Origin of the sequence: Rheinheimera salexigens, from assembly GCF_001752395.1 — a bacterium.
GTDB classification, from domain to species: domain Bacteria; phylum Pseudomonadota; class Gammaproteobacteria; order Enterobacterales; family Alteromonadaceae; genus Alishewanella; species Alishewanella salexigens.
Genome location: NZ_MKEK01000001.1, coordinates 2,564,990 through 2,581,473, shown reverse-complemented (window position 1 = coordinate 2,581,473; position 16,484 = coordinate 2,564,990). Strand labels below are relative to the sequence as shown.

Annotated in this window: 15 protein-coding genes; 12 read left to right on the top strand and 3 right to left on the bottom strand. The window is 41.4% G+C overall.

Translation table 11 applies throughout. The features are described from left to right. The first annotated feature begins 9 nt into the window (after nt 1-9). The 3 genes from BI198_RS11640 (at nt 10) to BI198_RS11630 (ending at nt 3,342) form a co-directional block, all read left to right on the top strand. Nucleotides 10-684 carry a hypothetical protein gene (locus BI198_RS11640; protein ID WP_070049696.1) on the top strand — a complete coding sequence of 225 codons (675 nt, stop codon included), beginning with the start codon at nt 10-12 and terminating at the stop codon, nt 682-684. A 216-nt stretch (nt 685-900) separates the two neighbouring features. Beyond that, on the top strand, nt 901-2,148 hold the full coding sequence (locus BI198_RS11635; RefSeq protein WP_070049695.1) for an MFS transporter: 1,248 nt from the start codon (nt 901-903) through the stop codon (nt 2,146-2,148). 15 nt (nt 2,149-2,163) lie between these two features. After that, nucleotides 2,164-3,342 carry a multidrug effflux MFS transporter gene (locus BI198_RS11630; RefSeq protein WP_070049694.1) on the top strand — a complete coding sequence of 393 codons (1,179 nt, stop codon included), beginning with the start codon at nt 2,164-2,166 and terminating at the stop codon, nt 3,340-3,342. 235 nt (nt 3,343-3,577) lie between these two features. Here the strand turns inward: BI198_RS11630 and BI198_RS11625 are convergent, their stop codons facing one another. From BI198_RS11625 to BI198_RS11615, 3 genes are all read right to left on the bottom strand, one after another. Further along, nucleotides 3,578-5,158: an FAD-binding oxidoreductase gene (locus BI198_RS11625; protein ID WP_070050850.1), complete on the bottom strand. Its 1,581-nt coding sequence runs from the start codon at nt 5,156-5,158 to the stop codon at nt 3,578-3,580. Between the two features lie 13 nt (nt 5,159-5,171). Then, nucleotides 5,172-6,137: a VOC family protein gene (locus BI198_RS11620; RefSeq protein ID WP_070049693.1), complete on the bottom strand. Its 966-nt coding sequence runs from the start codon at nt 6,135-6,137 to the stop codon at nt 5,172-5,174. Nucleotides 6,138-6,199: 62 nt separating this feature from the next. Beyond that, nucleotides 6,200-6,709: a DUF3598 family protein gene (locus tag BI198_RS11615; protein WP_070049692.1), complete on the bottom strand. Its 510-nt coding sequence runs from the start codon at nt 6,707-6,709 to the stop codon at nt 6,200-6,202. 495 nt (nt 6,710-7,204) lie between these two features. Here BI198_RS11615 and BI198_RS11610 point away from each other — a divergent pair, with 495 nt between their 5' ends. The 9 genes from BI198_RS11610 (at nt 7,205) to BI198_RS16360 (ending at nt 16,415) form a co-directional block, all read left to right on the top strand. After that, nucleotides 7,205-7,498 (top strand): DUF1330 domain-containing protein, encoded by a 294-nt coding sequence (locus BI198_RS11610; protein ID WP_070049691.1) that lies wholly within the window; start codon nt 7,205-7,207, stop codon nt 7,496-7,498. A 2-nt stretch (nt 7,499-7,500) separates the two neighbouring features. Continuing rightward, the gene (locus BI198_RS11605; RefSeq protein WP_070049690.1) at nt 7,501-8,595 is read left to right on the top strand and encodes a nitrilase-related carbon-nitrogen hydrolase; all 1,095 of its coding nucleotides are present in this window, start codon (nt 7,501-7,503) and stop codon (nt 8,593-8,595) included. A gap of 2 nt (nt 8,596-8,597) precedes the next feature. Further along, nucleotides 8,598-9,995: an aldehyde dehydrogenase family protein gene (locus tag BI198_RS11600; RefSeq protein ID WP_083256608.1), complete on the top strand. Its 1,398-nt coding sequence runs from the start codon at nt 8,598-8,600 to the stop codon at nt 9,993-9,995. Further along, nucleotides 9,996-10,727 carry a GntR family transcriptional regulator gene (locus tag BI198_RS11595; protein WP_070049689.1) on the top strand — a complete coding sequence of 244 codons (732 nt, stop codon included), beginning with the start codon at nt 9,996-9,998 and terminating at the stop codon, nt 10,725-10,727. A gap of 298 nt (nt 10,728-11,025) precedes the next feature. Then, the gene (locus BI198_RS11590; protein WP_070049688.1) at nt 11,026-12,390 is read left to right on the top strand and encodes an amidohydrolase family protein; all 1,365 of its coding nucleotides are present in this window, start codon (nt 11,026-11,028) and stop codon (nt 12,388-12,390) included. Between the two features lie 59 nt (nt 12,391-12,449). Continuing rightward, entirely contained in the window at nt 12,450-13,061 is a 612-nt protein-coding gene (locus BI198_RS11585) for a DsrE family protein (protein ID WP_141728876.1), read from the top strand. 217 nt (nt 13,062-13,278) lie between these two features. After that, nucleotides 13,279-14,397, top strand: a complete 1,119-nt coding sequence (locus BI198_RS11580; RefSeq protein WP_070049687.1) for a carbohydrate porin — start codon at nt 13,279-13,281, stop codon at nt 14,395-14,397. A 319-nt stretch (nt 14,398-14,716) separates the two neighbouring features. Beyond that, nucleotides 14,717-16,264, top strand: a complete 1,548-nt coding sequence (locus BI198_RS11575; RefSeq protein ID WP_070049686.1) for a hypothetical protein — start codon at nt 14,717-14,719, stop codon at nt 16,262-16,264. A gap of 16 nt (nt 16,265-16,280) precedes the next feature. Beyond that, entirely contained in the window at nt 16,281-16,415 is a 135-nt protein-coding gene (locus BI198_RS16360) for a hypothetical protein (RefSeq protein WP_268793904.1), read from the top strand. The last annotated feature ends 69 nt before the right edge of the window (nt 16,416-16,484 follow it).

Below are 16,484 nucleotides of genomic sequence, written 5' to 3'. Positions count from 1 at the left end.
AAGTAAGTTATGTTTGAACCCTATTTTTTGCTAGTGACGTTACACATTATATTGTTCGCGTATTGGCTAGGTGGTGATTATGGTGTTTTTGTCTGCTCAAGATATATTGCTAGACCAGACTTACCGGTTGATGAGCGATTACGATTTTTAGAAGCCTTACTGGCCATCGATGTTTTACCAAGAACAGCCATTGTATTACTGCCCATTGTTGGCTTACAAATGGCTTATTTGCGCGGCTCTGTTTTAATATCACAGCCTATATTAATACTGGCTTGGTTATTAGCAGTAGCTTGGTTAGGGGTTGTGTGGCAAGTATATAGAACGAGACTGTCACCTAAAGGTGTATTTTGGCAAACGACAGATGTTGTTTGGCGAGTTATTTTAATACTGTTCTTAATTGGTTTTGGTGTCAGTTCAATAAGTGCGCAGTGGCCTATTACAGAATCTTGGATTGGCATAAAGCTAATCATTTATGCCGTGTTACTGGGATTAGGTTTGTATTTAAGGCTAACTATCGCAGACTGGAAAAAAGGCTTTATCAGTTTAAAACAGGGTGAAACAGGCCCGCATATTGATGCTTTATTTATTAATGCTCGACGTCGAGCTAAATACGCAGCTTTTACATTTTGGACCTTAGTGGCGGTAATGGGCTGGTTAGGGGTTACTCAGCCAAGCATCGGATAAACTAGAAAACGTAAGTTTTTCATCGCTTTAATGCATGCATGTATCTAGAAAAGCTAGGTTGAATTTGCATTTTGTGGTGTGTTAAGCCTGCTTTTGTGAAAAAAAAAGTTATATTTTTCTAGATATATACATCGTTGATAAATATCAATTGGCTTATCAGTTATAAAGTCTATAAATGTTAATAATAAATATTATAAAAAAGCTCCGAGGGCACATATGCAAACAGTAGCAACAGAACTCAAAGACACGTCTAGCAAACGGATGCACTGGATTATTGTTTTTATCGCTATGCTCAGTTTGATGATATCAAACGGCATGGTTTTTACCGGTATTACCGCTTTTGACAGCGCTATTTTGGCGGAGTTTCCAGATTGGAGTCGTGGTGAATTAAAGCTGCGTGAGCTGATTACCTTAATAGGTGTCGGGATTTTAGCTCCAATTTTCGGCATTCTCATCGATAAAGTAGGTGTAAGAGCCTTAATGATAGCGGGGTGTTTAATTTTAATGCCAACCTATTATGTTTATGGCTATGTAGAAAATATCAGCCATATTTATATTCTGCATATTTTCCTATCTATCGTTATGGTCAGTTGTGGCCTTAATGTTGGCGTAATTTTAGTATCAAACTGGTTTGTTAAGCATCGTGGTACTGCTATAGGCATAGCTATTTTAGGTACATCCTTGGGCGGAGCTGTATTAGCGCCATTATTCGGCTACTGGTTAAGTGAAGGCGTTTCTTGGCGCCAAGGGTTTCAATATGCTTCAGTTATTCCATTTGTCCTATTGCTATTAACTATTTTCTTGGTTAGAAGCAAACCGGCTATTATTGGTTTAAAGCCATACGGCACAGAGCTTATGTCTCAGCAATCACAAGACGACTTATCTAAACATGGTTTGGAATATGGTGAAGCGATCAGAACTCGTTCATTTTGGGCGATAACAGTTATAGCGATGTGTACCTTCTATACCTTAATGGGACTTCAGGCTAACTTGGTCTTACATCTACAAGATTTAGGTTTTGATATTCAGTCTGCGTCGGTAGGCTTAAGTATGCTATTTATCCCAGCATTAGTAGGTAAATTTTTATTTGGATTGTTTGCCGACAAGTTTTCTGGCAACAAACTTTTGTTTGCTAATATCATTATGATGTTAATAGGTATCTTTGCTTTAATTTTCAGTTCACAGGCTACCGTGCTGTATAGCATAGTGTTAATTGGTTTTGCATGGGGTGGTTTCTATACCTTATTACAGCTTAATGCCGTTAATAATTTTGGCTTAAAAGCGTCGGGTAAAATACTAGGTACTATTACTATTTTAGATGCGTTTGGTGGTGGTTTAGGTATTTACTTAACGGGCGTTATTTTTGATGTCTACGGTAGCTACCAATATGCATTCATTATTTATGCAGTGCTATGTACTATCGCATTATTATTAATCAGCCAAGTTAAAAAGCACGTTGACTAACATGTTAAATAACCTATGAGTAAAACCTCCTTAGCAGCTAATAAACTAATATTCTTATTAGCTGCTATTATTGCAACCACCCCTTTAGCCATTGATATGTATTTGCCTGCAATGCCGATTATTGCAGAGCAATTTGGCTCTGATCTAAGTCATGTTCAACAATCTATTAGTATCTTTTTATTCTGTTATGCTATTTCCCAAATTATTGCTGGGCCGTTGGCCGACCATATTGGCCGACGACGCTTAGCTTTTATTGGTTTGTTAGGGTTTAGTTTTTCCAGTTATATGCTGGCAATGACCGATAATATTGAATCGTTTTTAATCTTTCGTAGTATGCAGGCTTTATTTGGCGCCTTCTTTTCGGTGGTTATCCCCGGCGTAGTGCAGCAAATTTACCGAGAAAACACCGCTAAAGGTATGTCGTATCTGTCGTTGATAATGATGATGGCGCCGTTATTAGCACCAGGTATCGGCAGCATATTGCTGCAGGCACATTCTTGGCGGGCTATTTTTATCTTTTTAGGTGTGTATGCCATGATTATGGTGTTACTGGCGATGCGCTTTTTGCCCGATGCGCCCAAACCGACACAGCGCCGGCGTAAGCGCGATATATTAGATGGCTACCGGATAATTTTTTCTAATAAAAAAGCCCGACCGTTTTTAATGGGCACTATGATGTCGTCGTTTGCTTTCTTTTGTTATATCACTGCCATACCTTTTGTTTATTTAGAATATTATGCAGTTAGCGTGCAAGCCTTCCCATTTTACTTTGCGTTTAATGTCTCATTCGTTATTTTAGCTAATATTATTAATAGTCGGCTTTCTGTTCGCTTTGGTGCGGTTAAAATGCTGACATTTGGTATGTTTTTTGGCGCCTGTGTTGCGGTACTATTATGTTTAGTAACTTGGTTCAATATGCCGTTTATTTACACCATGCTGCTATTAGGCCCTTTAATGAGCTCACTATCATTTATCGCTACTAACTCTGATGCCTTAGTGCTTATGCGCTTTAAAGAGCACACCGGCAGCGCAGCAGCCACTATAGGCGCCTTACGCTTTGGTTCTGGCGCATTAGCAGGACCATTATTGCTAGTGCTGCACAATGGCACACCGTTACCCTTTACCCTATTAATGCTAACCGCGCTGGTTATTGTCGTTTTAACCCGTACTAAGCAGACTAAAGTAGTAGTTTAGCGTTACCTTCAAATCCACTTTCCTGCCCAGTCACTAAATAAGTAAAGTTGTCTTATTTTCACAAATAGCCATAACCAACAGGCTAATAACAAGACAGGGATAGCGTTCAATGATCACTTACTAATTACGGTGTAATCGTTGGCCCTTAAAATTTATACCTAAAAACAATAAAGCGGCTATTAAGCCGCTTTATTGTTTTATTAAATTAGGTTTTTAAACCTAGCACTATTACCGACTAATCAAAACCTAAACACCCTGGGTTTAAGCGGTTGTTGGGATCAAATCGCTTTTTAATATCAGTGAGTAATTGGTAATTCTCAGCATCCAGCACTTGTTTAAATTGATAAGACTTACCGAGTTGCATATGGATATAGCCTGATTCAGCATATTTACTGATTAAGTCTGCTCTAATTACGGCCATCGCATTACTGGCTGCTGGGTTAGCGGTAAAACCAGGTAAGCGTTTTAAATGGGCGGGTTCAAGGGCATGTTTATGTAATTCATTTAGCTCGTCTGGCCAAAAGAACACCGGCTCTATTACAAATACGGTGCTTGATACTGTGGCTAATAAATAACCAATGCCAATGTTATATTGCTCAATTAAAGCAGCGTGTTTGTTAAACACCGCTTCAGTGGCTAAATAAGCTTCTTGTACCTTAGAGTGGGGCACTAGGGCATGAATAGGTACCCAACGCTCGCCTTTAGGGCCAACCATGTTATTCACCGGGCCAAAAGGGTTAGCACTCATTACTTTAGGAATAGTGTTTTCAACCACTTTACCCTGTAAGTCTTTTGCTAGCTGGTTAATTTTATTTAGCTTTAATTCAACGCCTTGCTCGGTCCAGTCTTCCACTAAAAAGTGTACTGACCAGCATTCACTTTCAATAAAGTCGCGACCGGCTAAAGCAATTTTAGACCCCGCTTTTAAGGCTTTGCCTACGCCACCGGCGGCTTTCATTACGCCAAACAGTGACTTTATATCTTTGCCTAAACTTTCGCGCTGCATGCGCTGGCCTTGTAAGAATGGGTCAAAGCCAAAACATTCACTGGCTAAGCCTTGTCTAGCGACTTCACTCATCAGTTCAGCTTGATGCTCAAACTCCATAAAGCTAATAGAGGTTGAACCTTTGTGTAAAGCCTCTGGAATTAAGCGGAGAGTAGCTTTAGTTTTAATACCAAAAGTTGCACTGTCATTACAAAATAAGCCGGTAAGATCGGGGCCAAAATGCCGAGCAAAGGGCTGAGTGCCTTTTTTAGCGGCGGATCCGGTAGTAAGGGTTGTGCCATCACTTAAAATAACGTCTAACGATAAAACCGAGTCAACGGCAAAACCATGTTGAGCTGAGCCCCAAAAAATACCGTTTTGCGATAAACTACCGCCTACAGTGGCAAAGCGGCCTGATAAAGTGCCCCAAAAGGGTGTTCTTAATTTATGTTCTTTTAAGGTTGTATACAGCTTTTCCCAACTGCAGCCAGACTCTACTGTGACATACATGTCTTTGGTATTCACTTCTAACACTTTGTTAAGTGCCGACATATCAACCACAACGGAATGCTGTTCTTTTGGCACATAACCGCCGGTATAAGACATACCGCCACCCCTAGCAACCACAGAGTAGCCGGCTTGGGTAATAATGCTAACCGCTTGTGCTAGTTTTTTCGCACAGCTAGGTTTAATAACAATGGCGCAGGGTTTGTCTTTGGCATAAACATCTTGAGAGTATAAAACGCAAGATTCTTGATCTGTTTTTACTTCACTAGCGCCAAGAACCGATACCAATTGTTCGGATAGCGTACTTTTATTCAGTAATTGCATAAGTGTTTTACTCTTAAATGGTTGCATCTAGTGGCTGATAAAACTCTAGCCAAGCGCCATCTGGCGATTGCAGGGTGAGTAGTTTTACCTGACCTAAACCGGCGATATACGCCTGTTGCAACGGGCTTAGAATAGTAACCTGTTGCTGTTGGGCTTTGTCAGACAATGCTTGGGCATCACTGACTTTAAAGCGTAACCCTTGCATACCTAAGTTTGGTGGCTGATTGTTGGCGCTAAAGTCGTGGCCTTGTAACGAGTTGAATTTTACTAACTCAACTGAACCTATCATAGTGTCGCCAGGTTGTACTATTGCCAGTTCATAGTCTTCAATATGTGAGCGGTTTAATGGAATGCCTAATGGATTCGCACCGGCTTCTTTATTTAAGTTACCCGCTTTAATCGCCAGTTTAAAGCCTAAGAAGTCGCAGTAAAAGGCTAATGATTTATCAATATCTGTTACTATTTGGCTAGAGTTAAACATTTGACTTACAGGGTTTATTTGCTCCCAGCCCACCAGCTTTGGTGCCACTCGCTCAATAAAAGCAATACGCACATGGTGATTCATGGCAATCCATTCAATAACGTCTGACTCACCCAATTTAAAACTGACCGGCGGAGTAACACCACGCCAGCCAAGTCTTTGTAGCTGAGGAAACAGTTCGGCCATAGACTTTATCCGAACGTTGTAATCAAAAATACCACCGGTATCCCAGCTTTGGTCGTTACTACGCATCACTTGCTGTGGCACATTATTGTATTTATACAGGCGTAGAAAGCCGGCATCCGTTTTAGGGTTAGCCAGTAACATTTCATCGACACTGGTTTCCGAGGCAAGCTTATAGGCTTTGATAACAGAATCATCTACTGGGCCTTGATGGATTAGCTTCCAGCCAGCAATATCACAAAATAACTGCCTAAAAGGCTCAAAATCAACAACACTACATATTGCTTCAGAAAATGGACTAACACTAAATGACATGATGGCTTACCTTTTATAAATTCATTTTTATAAATGAATGCTTATAAATAAATGGATGAAAATTAATCTGCCAGCTGTGCGATATCAGCATATTCTGGCTGTAAATTTTCATAAGATTGCCAGTCGGTAGTGACAAACTCTTCATCTATTAAGGTACGCTGCAATAAACGACCATCTTTAAACCATTGCCATACCCGTGTGCGATATTTACCGCAGTCAGAAATTTGAATCATTTCATATAAATGCAAGTTTTCTTCATTGGTTCTAACCCAATATAGCATAACGGTTCTGTTAAACTCATCTAACGGTACTTCGGCTGCCCAACCGCTAACTTCGGTGTAAAAAATAATTCTGTTATTTTCAATTCTGGTGGGAAAGTCGCGGGTTTCTTTTTTACCATCTTGCCAAAAATAAAAGTTAGTTTGATGATAAGTGTGCTCAGTAGGAAAACGACATAGTAACCGTGATTTGTGCTCGTCGATTTTTACACCATCTTTATCGAAATAACGATAATATCCATCCCATACTCCTAAGTGACGATACAAGACGGGCATTCTATCTTTAAGTTGCATAATAATTTACCTTGTTATTAATCTTAGCCTTGATGCTAAACCGCTGGCGAAATTTACCATTGATAAATCTCAAACAGCCGCATTTCAGCAGCTGCATTATTTTTGAATCAACTCAACCCACGCAATTAACTCAACAGCAGGTCTGTTAGTAATAACGTTTTATTTGCGATGTAATGTGTAGAGCAGCTTGTAGACTGCTTGTAGAGTAGTGGCGGGGAATGAACTATCGCGGCTAAGGAGATGCTGTTGCAAGTGCGCTGCGGTATTAAATGTTGCTTTAGTAAATACTGTCGTTATAAACGAGAGTGCTGAATGGCAAATGGTTCTGAATTGACAAATATCAGCCAATCTAAACTTAGCTTCATCTAGTATTGAGTGAAATTAGCATGAAAAGGTTAACTTTGTGGCTAACTCAGCTGTAGATATTTTATTCCTCGATAAACAGTTGGCCGAAAAGCAACGTGTGATTAGAGATACGGCTCGGGAGTTTTATTAATGGCGGCATATTTACTTATTCAGGCCACGATTGAAGATATGGCAGCATTTAAGCGTTATACCGCAGTGGTACCACAATTAGTGCAAAAATATGGAGGCCAATACGTGGTGATGGAAAGTAACCATGTATTGCTAGAAGGAAAGCACAAACCGGGTAGTGTAGTGCTTTCAACTTGGCCCGATGAGGCTGCCGCGCAAAAGTTCTGGCAGTCAGACGAGTATTCAGCAGCAAAACAGTTAAGACATGGCAGCGGAAAATTTCATGTCATGTTACTGCATAGTTTAGGAGCTTAATTATGGATTTGGCGTATAGCGCATTAGCCCTGCAGGTACAATGCAGATCAGTAAACAGTTTGGATATACCGGCAGCACGCCAGCAAATTTTCAATAATATTGATCATGTTGCTAAGCAAGTAAAATCTAGCTTAGGCTTTATTAAAACCTTTTCTGGCGAAGCGGTTCGGTTAGTTGTATTGCCTGAGTATTTTTTAACTGGCTTTCCAATGGGCGAATCAATCGCAGAATGGAAAGCCAAAGCTGTACTGGATATAGACGGTGAAGAGTATAATCGGTTAGCTAAAATTGCTCAGGATAATAAGATTTATTTATCGGGTAATGCGTACGAAGCCGATCCTAACTTTCCTGAGTTGTATTTCCAAACCTGTTTTATAATGTCACCTGCAGGTAATACGGTACTGCGCTATCGCCGACTTATTTCCATGTTTTCGCCTACGCCGCATGATGTGTGGCAACCGTATTTAGATATTTATGGTTATGAAGCCGTATTCCCAGTGGCTAAAACCGAAATAGGTAATTTAGCCGCTATCGCATCAGAAGAAATTTTATACCCGGAAATTGCTCGCTGTTTAGCCATGCAGGGTGCTGAAGTGTTTATGCATAATACCTCAGAAATTGCTTCGCCTGGTTTATCGCCAAAAGATATTGCCAAACGGGCGCGTGCCATTGAAAACATGGCTTATGTGGTGTCAGCTAACTCTGCCGGTATAGCCGATATTAGCTTACCGGTTAACTCAGCCGATGGTATGTCAAAAATTATTGATACTAAAGGCCGGGTGTTAGCGGAGTCTACTATTGGTGAAACCATGGTTGCCTATGCTGAGCTTAATATTTCTAGCTTACGTGCTTTGCGCTTAAAGCCCGCTATGACTAATTTACTGGCCCGTCAACGCAATGAATTGTTTGCACCGACGTATCAGCAAACCGTTTATCCGGCAAACAATATGTTGCCGCAACTTAATGATCAAAAGCCGATAAATCGCCAGCATTTTATAGATACTCAAGTTAATGTCATTGACGACTTAATTGCCAAAGGTATTTTCCATTCAGATACTTCTCACTCAGATACTTCTTGTTTAGAAAAGGGGAAATAACCATGCAGATCAGAAACCCAAGAACCGGCGAATACGATTATGATCTTATTGAGTTTTCAGCAGACCAAGTTAAAGACATAGCGGCTAATTTACGCCAACACCAAGCTGATTGGTGGCAATCTGGGCTGGAGCTGCGCATTGCACAATTACAGTTATTTGCCGCAGAAATAGCTAAAGCCAAGCCTGAGTTAGTTCAAGCCGTGGCTGCAGATACTGGGCGCTGGTCTGAGTCTGAAATTGAGGTTGATGCGCTAGTACAAACCATAAATCGCTGGTGTAAAAATGCGCCTAAGCTGTTAGGTGTCGCCCCAGCTAGAGCGGCAAGTATTCCATTTTTAGAAATTCAGCAACAGTATTATCCTTTTCAGTTAGTGGGTGTAGTGAGCCCTTGGAACTTTCCCTTACTATTATCTTTTGTTGATGCTATTCCTGCGTTATTAGCCGGTTGTGCAATATTAATTAAACCCAGTGAAGTCACCTCGCGTTTTGTTAAGGTGCTAGCCAATGTATTAGCAAAAGTGCCACAACTACAAAATGTATTAGCTGTGGTGACAGGTGGCGTTGAAACTGGCCAAGCGGTTACCAGCAATGTGGATATTTTGTGCTTCACCGGTAGCGTTGCCACAGGGCGCCGAGTGGGCGAGTTGTGCGCAAAATTATTTATCCCGGCCTTTTTAGAGTTAGGCGGTAAAGATGCTGCTATTGTTTGTGCCGATGCTGACTTAGATAACGCCAGTAGTGCCATTTGCTGGGGCAGTATGGTGAATGCCGGTCAGTCGTGTATGAGCATAGAAAGAGTATATGTGGATAGCCGTGTCGCTAAAGAGTTTAAGCAGCTGTTAGTGGAGAAAGTGAGTAAGTTACGCCATAACTACCCAACCATTACCACTGGCGAAGTAGGGCCGGTAATTTCGGATAAACAAATTGCCGTTATAGAGCAGCAATTTAATGACGCTAAACAAAAAAATGCCCGTTTTTTATGTGGCGGCGAAGTGGTTAACTTAGGCGGCGGTGCTTACTGTCAGCCAACGGTTATTGATAACATCACGCCAGATATGTTAATTGGCACAGAAGAAACTTTTGCACCTGTGTTGGTTATTGAAGAGTTTACTTCAGAGCAAGAAGCCGTTACGTTAGCCAATAATTCAAAATATGGACTTTCTGGAGCCGTATTTTCACAAGATATTGCCAAGGCGCATGCTATCGCTAGCCAGTTAGTTGTCGGTGGTGTAAGTATTAATGATGCTGCATTAACAGGCTTTGTGCATGAAGCTGAAAAGCAATCTTTCGGCTTGTCTGGACTTGGCGGTTCAAGAATGGGCGATGAGTCTATCCGTCGCTTTATCCGCAAGAAAGCGTTATTAACAAATACAGGGGTTAAATCGCCTTGGTGGTTTTAAATGGCTAAAACTAGAAAACAAGCTAAATATAAGGAACTTGGCGAGCAAATAATTGAGGCTATTTTACAGCAGCAATATTTAGTGGGTGACTTACTGCCGACTGAAAAAGAGCTCTGCCAAACCCATAGCATTAGCCGTTATACCGCGCGAGAAGCATTACGTTATGTACAAATCGCTGGCCTTGTTGATCGCAAGCAAGGTTCAGGCTCGCGCGTATTACGCAATAGCATACCGAATAAAATTAATCAGTTTATTCACTCAGTGCAAGACTTGCTTAATTTTGGCGAGCAAACTCGGTTTGAAATTGAAAGTTGCGAACTAAAAAACATCAGCGCAGAGCAAGCAGAAACTTATGCTATCGCCGCTGAAACACCGTTTATTAAATTGGCCGGCATCAGATTGGAGAGCCATGATAAAAAACCTATCTGCTATTCAGTTATTAACCAATTTAAGTTTGAACAAAGTATTCTGTCCGATATAAGCAATAAAAAGAAAGTGCTATATGGCTTTGTCGACTCGATGAAAAAAGTGCCAATAGGCCGAGTAGAGCAAAGCTTCTCAGCTACGATTATTCCAAACGAGCTGTGCGACAAGCTAGGTGTGCCAATGCATAGCGCGGCTATGCTAATTGTGCGTCGTTATATTGGTAAAGATAATACCTTACTATTAATAGCCGAAAGCCTTTACCCAGCCAGCCGTTATAGTTATTCCAATGTGTTAGAGCATAGCTAGTTAACCAGCGAGAAAGAAAAATCTGGCTACTGTTATTTAAAAGCTTAAGTAGAAGCATCTCTAAAAGCCTATGCAGTGGCTCAGATTGATTCTCTGTTCTAATCTTCCCCAAGCTGATCCAAGCTCCTTCGTAGCAAAATATAATGGCAATATAGTTCGTGAAAACTCAGCGCTATTTATATCTGTTCTAGCCAGCAAATCTTTTATAGACTAAATAAGTGGTGCAATTGCGTAATCAGCACTAGGGTAATAGTCTGCTTAAAATAATACTAATAATAAACGATAAAAGGGGTGACCAATGAAGGCGCTAGTATTCACGTTAAGCTTACTGACATTTGCCTGCACAGTAAGTGCAGAAAACACCGCGCTGGTGGGTGGCCGACTCATTGATGGCTATGGCCATCAACCCTTGGCTAACAGCGTTATCTTGATAAAAAATGGTGTTATCGAACAGGTTGGCACCGTAGCCACTCTGCCAGTGCCAACTGATTATAAAGTGGTATCGACTGAGGGCATGGATGTATTACCTGGCTTATGGGAAAACCATGCTCACCTGATGTTGAACGGCCATGCCGACTATGTGCATTGGGATAAAGCCTACATTAACCGTTTATCTGATGAGATTATGCCGGCCAGCGCCTTACAGTTATTGCTGGCAGGTATTACTAGCGCACGTGATTTGGGCGCGCCGCTGCAAGATTCAGTTAATATAAAACAGCGAATTGAGTCAGGTGAAATTCCAGGGCCGCGACTGTTTATTTCTGGGCCATTTTTACAACACGAAGCATATCCTGGCACGGAGGCCTTTCGCTGGAGCATTACCAGTGTAAAAGACGCCCAGCAAAAAGTGGATAAGTTGGCCAAAGCGGGAGTCGATATTGTTAAGCTAATTGATCAAGACAAAATGAGCTTACAAGAAGCGCAGGCTATAGTCGATCAGGCGCATAAACATGGTTTAAAAGTGGTAGCGCACGCCCATCGACCAGATGAAGTGCGTCGCGGCTTAGCGATAGGCGTTGATAATTTTGAACACACCGGGCTGACAACGGCACCGGGCTTTCCTGAAGATATACTTAACCTATTAAAAGAGCGCACTGCAACTGGGCGTGTTGCCGGAGGCCCGCTGTTCTGGACGCCAACAGTAGAAGGTTTGTGGAATTACGAAGCAATGGTTAATAACCCCGAACATTTGGATGCCAATTGCTGGCAGCGAGGTTTAAAACCAGACACTATTGCAGATATAAAACAGTCGCTGGCGGAGCCTGGTAAACTTGGCTATATGCAATTAACTCCCCTAAGAAAACCCACTTTAAAAAATAAAATTGCTCAGCTGCGAGATACCGGCGTAGTTTTTTTGGTAGGAACCGATAGCGGCATTCCAACAAAGTTTCATTGCCAAAGCACTTGGAATGAGTTGGCAGTGTGGGTTGACGTAATGGGTATTTCGGCAATGGATACCATTCGCGCAGCAACATACTGGCCTGCAGTGATGATGGGTGTATCGGATAAGGTTGGTACCGTCAGCAAAGGTAAATATGCCGATATCATTGCCGTAAAAGGTGATGTGTTGCGCTATATTAATCGGTTGTCTGATGTTAATTTAGTTATGAAAAATGGCGTCATTTATAAACAAGACGGTAAAGTGCTGGAAGATGAGCTTTAATTTTAAGCGTATAAAATTTGCTTATACTTAATTTAGATAAATAATAATTTAGGAACATGATGAAAATGAATACCAAAGCCAATTTATCTGTAATAGCTAAGCGCGCAACTTATACCACCTTGATTGGTTTTATGCTTTGTTCATCTTTTATCGCTAGCGCGGGTAGCGAAGCCTTTAAAGCAGGGCCGGTTATTAAAAACTACGGCAAAATTGCCGAGGTAAATAGCAGTTTAATCATACCCGCAGATATGAAGTTTAAAGTGGCGTTTGATTTAGGTAGTGCGGCTAAACCGGATGAAGTAAATCGTAGCATTGAGACTTTAGCGCGCTTTATTAATATGCATGTCGCTGCCGGCGTTAAACTTGAAGATATTTCGCTGGCAATGGTTGTACATGGTAAAGCCGCTAGCGACATGACTAAAGATAGCTTTTATCAGCAGTTAAATGCAGGCTCGAGCAATAAGTCGAGCAATAAAAAGCAGAGCAATGCCAATAAAGACTTAATAGCTGAACTGGTTAAACAAGGTGTTAAGTTTTATGTCTGCGGACAAACAGCCGCCTATTATGGCATTACTGCCGATGATTTATTGCCAGGTGTTGACATGGCATTATCAGCTTTAACTGCCCATGCTGTACTAGCGAATCAAGGATACAGCGTCAACCCGTTTTAATAACTGCTTTTATTCTGCTACTTTACTCATGGGGTAGGTCTAACGTATTAGGCCTTCCCCTGAGTGTTCACTAAGTCATTCCTGCTAAGTCATTGATAAAATATATCCTTGCCATGCAAAATTTATAGCGCTGTTGTTAATCAATCAGATATAATCCCGGCAACGCAGTGCTAATACCGCCATACCCCTATCTTGATTTATCCCCTTTGAGACATAAATGATTAAAAAACTACTTTTTGTAAGCCTAGCTGGCTTAGCGGTCTCAGCTGTTTCTGGACGAGCACTAGCTACAGACTGGGAACTTGGCGGTGGGGTTGTGCTTACGCATCAACAAACAAACCAGCAAAATATTGCTAGCGAAACAGCGGCATCGGCTGATCTTGTGTTAACTAAACAGCAGTTGAGCGGCGGATGGCTTATTCATGTCGAAGCGGCAAGTACGGTTAAACCACAAGGCATAGCCAGTAATTTACCCGAGGCTAATACTGATGCGGGGTCGGCATTAACTAAAAGTGGTAAAGGCCGGTTACAGCTCTCAGAACTTTATTATCAGCACCAGTTTAACAATAACCAGCAGCTTAGTGTTGGGTTGTTGGATGTGTCGGGCTTTTTTGAACAAAGCCGTATTGCTAGTGACGAAGCCACCCAGTTTTTAGGCGCGTTTTTTACCGGTAACCCAGTGATTGAATTTCCTGACTATACCTTGGGTGTCGTGTATGAACATACTTTAGCCGCAGGGCCGGTACTGCGAGCCGCTATCACTAGCTCGAATGGTTTAGCCGACAATAGCACGCGTTCTTATAACCAGCTGTTATCGGTTCATGACGGCAATAAAGGCATCTTTGCTGCCACTTCAATTTCTTGGCGCAGTCAGGCGTATCTGTTGCGTTTAGGCGCTTGGGCTAATACCGCCGACCACACCACGCTAGATGGCAACCAAAGCAATGCTGATAATTACGGTGTGTATATGCTAACGGGTTATCAAGTTGGCCGTCATGCTTGGAATATGCGTTTAGGTGTTGCCAATGAAAAAGTCAGCAGTGCTGCGGCCTTTACCGGGTTAAGCTATCAATACACTCAGGGTGATTATGTGCTGGGATTAGGCATGGCACGCGCTTATTTATCCAGTGAGGCAAGCAGCTTAAGCAACTCAGCGAGTATCGCACAGCGCGATACCCAACAGTATGAGTTGTATTTACGTTATACCTTAGCCCCTGATATTTACCTTACCGGCGATGTGCAAGCAATTGTTAATAGTGACTTTAAGGCAGCAGCCGACAATACTAATCGTGTTAGTAAAGTATATGGTGCTCGGTTGAGTTGGCTGTTTGGTTAATTAGCTGTTTTAAATTTCAAATCAGTTAAAAACTTTACTCCATATTCTAAAAAATATTTATAACACACTCTGACTCATAAGCTGTCGTAACGCTGCTATGCAGATATCAGCGCCGATTTTTAAAAACGTTTATGTTGATGATGGGGTCTGTCGTTTGACAAATATGCATCTATAACCTATCACTAATTAAGTAATAACTGACTTTCGATTGGTTATTGTTTGAAATGTAGGTTGGCCGAATTTGCCTATAGCAATTGACAACTTGCTACCGCCCTGGAGGTTTAATCCAAGCAGGGCATCATTATTGAGGTAATGGACGATGCTAGTTGTTGCGCAGTTCCCAATTGCGGACTTCCGTCCATTTCTTACCTCTGGCGGTGAACGCCTTATTAGGCCGTCTTGGCCACCTAAAACCAGTATTCCTTGCCAGTTTCTCCGTTCTTTTGGCCCTGCAATGCCGCGTTATCGTGGTATAGATTGGGCGTGGACCGATGAAGTCGCTTTTTGTTTAGCAAATCGTGCACTTCGTTTTGTGCGTTTACCGAATGGAGTTGCAGATTGGCAAAAACAACTTAAATGCGCTTTTCGCCGCTTGCTAAGTGATGGTGAGGCCGTTGTTCGACTTGAGGTCGGGTTTAGCTGTGACAATTTGTTAAATGAATCTACAAGCTGGAAGCACTGGGATAGTATTATCGAAAAAGGAGCCGACCCTACAATAAATTTACCTGATATTAATCCTATGGAACTTATTGCGCATATAACTAATCTGAATACGGTTGTTCCACAATGGTTTGATCCTAAATCTTCTAAGTCGAAAAAACCGTTAGTGTTGCAGGGAAAAGCATTAGCAAAACTTTATCATCATGCTACTAGCAGCCAGATTGAAACAGAGCCGAATAGTCATTGGCAGCAACGGGTTGGATTAGGTGCACCAATAGTGTTAGTAGAGTGCCAAACACACTGGATTACCGATTTGCCAACAAGTTTTATACGTGTTGATTCAAACCAAATAGGTAATGTGCAATTAGCGTTTGGTCGTGTATATACCTCATGGGGGCCGCTTAGTGTGTGGGTATTAGGTCTTGGTAAATTATCTAGCACAACCGATATTCGTAATTTACGGTTGTGCTTATTAAGGCTACATGCTGAACAAGAAGTGTTAGTTGCTATGCTAGATAAATTTGATAATGGCACGTTAACTTATAGTCCAGAACATAATAATAGTGACAAGTTAGAAGCCTACTTTAATAAAGCAACAAGGTTAATTGAGCGTAAACATTGGGCAGGTATAGATCAGTCTGCAATTTTAAAAGCATTTGATGCAGTGGCAGATTCTGAGTTTCTAACATCTCGAATGAATTTATCTCAGAGATTAGATGGGGTACGTCGACAAATTAGTACTAAATTAGAGCGTTTCAATACACGTTCTTTCGCAGGTGTTCAGCGCCATTTTCATATGGAAGAGGGAGCTGTATATGTTGGTGAGGGTGGAATTATGGAAAGCAAAATTATTAATATTGGTGCTGGGGCAAAAATTTCTGCGCCTGTGATTATCGCCGATAGTATTCAAAATAGTTTTAATGCTATACAAAATAGTGAAACTAACCCGGAAGTAACAGAGCTAATGCAGCAATTATTAAAACAAATTACGCTACTGGCTCAAACTATGCCTGTTCAAACTAAAGTCATGGCGAAAGATGCTGAGGCTTTATCAAATGAGGTTGTTAGTGAAGTCCCTCGTCGTAAGTGGTATGAACTGAGCTTGGAAGGCATTAAAGAGGCCGCAGCGGCGATGGGGGAGGTGGGTAAACCAATAATAGAGACCACAATTAAGTTGTTACCACTGCTGGTTAAATTATTTCCTTAGATACATAAGTGTAACCTTGTTGAATATCAAACACCGCTATCAGGCAGGTGATGCTGAAGCTATTGTTAACAGCGACTTTATGGCCGCAGCAGATAATACTAATCGTGTTATTAAAGTATATGGTGCTCGGTTGAATTGGCTGTTTGGTTAATTAGCTGTTTTATAGCGTAGTACAAAATTGGTTTAGCAAGTTATAAAAAAAGAAAATGGCGCAATTAAG

Coding starts and splice junctions, on each gene's coding strand:
- BI198_RS11640 (WP_070049696.1), top strand. CDS start 10: ATGTTTGAACCCTATTTTTTGCTAGTGACGTTACACATTATATTGTTC.
- BI198_RS11635 (WP_070049695.1), top strand. CDS start 901: ATGCAAACAGTAGCAACAGAACTCAAAGACACGTCTAGCAAACGGATG.
- BI198_RS11630 (WP_070049694.1), top strand. CDS start 2,164: ATGAGTAAAACCTCCTTAGCAGCTAATAAACTAATATTCTTATTAGCT.
- BI198_RS11625 (WP_070050850.1), bottom strand. CDS start 5,158: ATGCAATTACTGAATAAAAGTACGCTATCCGAACAATTGGTATCGGTT.
- BI198_RS11620 (WP_070049693.1), bottom strand. CDS start 6,137: ATGTCATTTAGTGTTAGTCCATTTTCTGAAGCAATATGTAGTGTTGTT.
- BI198_RS11615 (WP_070049692.1), bottom strand. CDS start 6,709: ATGCAACTTAAAGATAGAATGCCCGTCTTGTATCGTCACTTAGGAGTA.
- BI198_RS11610 (WP_070049691.1), top strand. CDS start 7,205: ATGGCGGCATATTTACTTATTCAGGCCACGATTGAAGATATGGCAGCA.
- BI198_RS11605 (WP_070049690.1), top strand. CDS start 7,501: ATGGATTTGGCGTATAGCGCATTAGCCCTGCAGGTACAATGCAGATCA.
- BI198_RS11600 (WP_083256608.1), top strand. CDS start 8,598: ATGCAGATCAGAAACCCAAGAACCGGCGAATACGATTATGATCTTATT.
- BI198_RS11595 (WP_070049689.1), top strand. CDS start 9,996: ATGGCTAAAACTAGAAAACAAGCTAAATATAAGGAACTTGGCGAGCAA.
- BI198_RS11590 (WP_070049688.1), top strand. CDS start 11,026: ATGAAGGCGCTAGTATTCACGTTAAGCTTACTGACATTTGCCTGCACA.
- BI198_RS11585 (WP_141728876.1), top strand. CDS start 12,450: ATGAAAATGAATACCAAAGCCAATTTATCTGTAATAGCTAAGCGCGCA.
- BI198_RS11580 (WP_070049687.1), top strand. CDS start 13,279: ATGATTAAAAAACTACTTTTTGTAAGCCTAGCTGGCTTAGCGGTCTCA.
- BI198_RS11575 (WP_070049686.1), top strand. CDS start 14,717: ATGCTAGTTGTTGCGCAGTTCCCAATTGCGGACTTCCGTCCATTTCTT.